The following is a 2,667-nucleotide window of genomic DNA, read 5'->3' on the forward strand; positions in this document are numbered from 1 at the left end:
GCAGGAAGTGACGATCACCGAAGGCAGCGTGATCGTCGACGGGCTTGGCAGCTTGTCGGGCCAGCTGGCAATCCGTAGCATCACGCAGGATGGCGCGACCGACATCACGATCGGCGTGGGCAATCTGAGCGGCAGCATCGAACTGGGCGGCGTCGGCGCGGCCCTGGCCAACGGACGTGGCGCCGTGCTGCTGCACCGCGATGCCAGCGGCAGCAGCTACGCGGTGCAGGCCGAAGGCGATGTCGCCCTGATCGGCGTATCGGGCCTGTCGCTGCAAGCCAATGCGATGCAGATCGCCTGGAACCGGATGGGCAGTGCGGTCAGCCAATCGGTGGAAACCGCGCACGGCAGCTACCAGGTCAATTTGCTGGAAGATGAAAGCCGGCTGCGCGGCGATGTGGTGGCCGATATTGCGGGCGTGCTGCATGTCGAGGGCGAGCTGTTCCTGGAAAGCGTCAGCGGCGCAGTGACGCTGAGCGACGCCAGCACGGTGCAGGTCGAGCAGCTGATCCTGGGCGGCGCCGGCATCGACGCTGCAATCAATATCGGCGGCAGCGGACTGGGTGCCAGCCTGTCGGGCGTCGACCTGGCATTGGTGATCAGCAACGAACAAGGCGGAGCAGGGCGGCGCTGGGTCACCAGCAAGGCCAGCATCGAGGAAGCGACGCTTGCCGGCTACACGCTGTCCGACCTGCGCAGCCTGGCGCTGGACATCAACAGCGCGATCGACACCGCGACTAGCGCGCTGGATACCGCTGGTGCAGCAGTGATCGACTGGAGCCAGGACGCCCGCACCATCACGCTGGATGAAACCAGCAGCGTGGTGCTGGATGCGCTGGGCGGACGTTTCGAGATACCGGTGGATGGCGCGCTGACGCTGGGCGGCGCCACGCTGGGTGGCAACTTCAAATTGACGCTCGAGCAGGACGAGGCCGGCGCGCGCAGTTGGCGGGTGGACGCCACCGGCGTGCAGATCAGCATGGAAGCGGGCGGCGCCTATATCGGCATCGAGGACGGCAGCGGAAGCTTGCTGATTGCCGCGGACGGCACCCGCAGCGGCAGCATCACGGGGCGGGCAGTGGTGGATGGCCTGGCCGGCGTCAGCCTGTCGGGCGACTTCACGACCGCATTCGACGGCGCCGGCGGACTGGTATTCGGCGGCACCGACGTGCAACTGGCAGTGGATGGATTCGGCCGCATCGGCGGCGACTTCGCGGTATCTCGCAGCAACGAACAGGTGGTGATCGGCGCGGCCGGCGTCAACGCCCAATTCGGCGACGGCGCCAACGGCGTGCAGGTCGCCAACGCCAGCCTGGCGCTGGTGATTGCCGGCAATGGCGCCGCAGCCGGTGCTGGCTATGCGCTGTCGGCCGAAGGCAACGCCAGCCTGACCGGTTTTGGCACGGTGACGCTGGATGCAGCGGCGCAGGTTCGCATCAACACGCTGGGCCGGGCCATCACCCAGATGGTGGATACCGGCGCCGGCAGCGTCACGCTGGAATTTGCAGACGGCGCCACGGTGCAGGAATTGACGATCACCGAAGGCAGCGTGATCGTCGACGGGCTTGGCAGCTTGTCGGGCCAGCTGGCAATCCGCAGCATCACGCAGGATGGCGCGACCGACATCACGATCGGCGTGGACAATCTGAGCGGCAGCATCGAGCTGGGCGGCGTCGGCGCGACGCTGGCCAACGGCCGTGGCGCCGTGCTGCTGCACCGCGATGCCAGCGGCAGCAGCTACGCGGTGCAGGCCGAAGGGGATGTCGCCCTGACCGGCGTATCGGGCCTGTCGCTGCAAGCCAATGCGATGCAGATCGCCTGGAACCGGATGGGCAGTGCGGTCAGCCAATCGGTGGAAACCGCGACCGGCAGCTATCAGGTCAATTTGCTGGCAGATGAAAGCCGGCTGCGCGGCGATGTGGTGGCCGATATTGCAGGCGTGCTGCATGTCGATGGCGAACTGTTCCTGGAAAGCGTCAGCGGCGAAGTGACGCTGAGCGACGCCAGCACGGTGCAGGTCGAGCAGCTGATCCTGGGCGGCGCCGGCATCGACGCTGCAATCAATATCGGCGGCAGCGGACTGGGCGCCAGCCTGTCGGGTGTCGACCTGGCATTGGTGATCAGCAACGAACAAGGCGGAGCAGGGCGGCGCTGGGTCACCAGCAAGGCCAGCATCGAGGAAGCGACGCTTGCCGGCTACATGCTGTCCGACCTGCGCAGCCTGGCGCTGGACATCAACAGCGCGATCAATGCCGCCGGCAATGCGCTGGACACCGCTGGCGCAGCGGTGATCGACTGGAGCGAATCCGCCCGCACCATCACACTGGATGAAGCCAGCAGCGTGGTGCTGGATGCGCTGGGCGGACGCTTCGAGATTCCGGTGGATGGCGCGCTGACGCTGGGCGGCGCCACCATGGGCGGCGACTTCAAATTGACGGTCGAGCAGGACGAGGCCGGCGCGCGCAGCTGGCGCGTGGACGCCACCGGCGTGCAGATCAGCATGGAAGCGGGCGGTGCCTACGTCGGCATCGAGGACGGCAGCGGGACCTTGCTGATTGCCGCGGACGGCACCCGCAGCGGCAGCATCACGGGGCGGGCAGTGGTGGATGGCCTGGCCGGTGTCAGCCTGTCGGGCGACTTCACGACCGCATTCGACGGCGCCGGCGG

At 67.4% G+C, this 2,667-nt stretch carries 1 protein-coding gene; it reads left to right on the forward strand.

Annotated features, from left to right (window positions below):
• Positions 1-2,667: beta strand repeat-containing protein (locus FVE66_RS20305; protein ID WP_194164336.1), on the forward strand; the 2,667-nt coding region annotated here is incomplete at both ends.

Origin of the sequence: Lacisediminimonas profundi (genome assembly GCF_008831265.1) — a bacterium.
GTDB lineage: Bacteria > Pseudomonadota > Gammaproteobacteria > Burkholderiales > Burkholderiaceae_D > Lacisediminimonas > Lacisediminimonas profundi.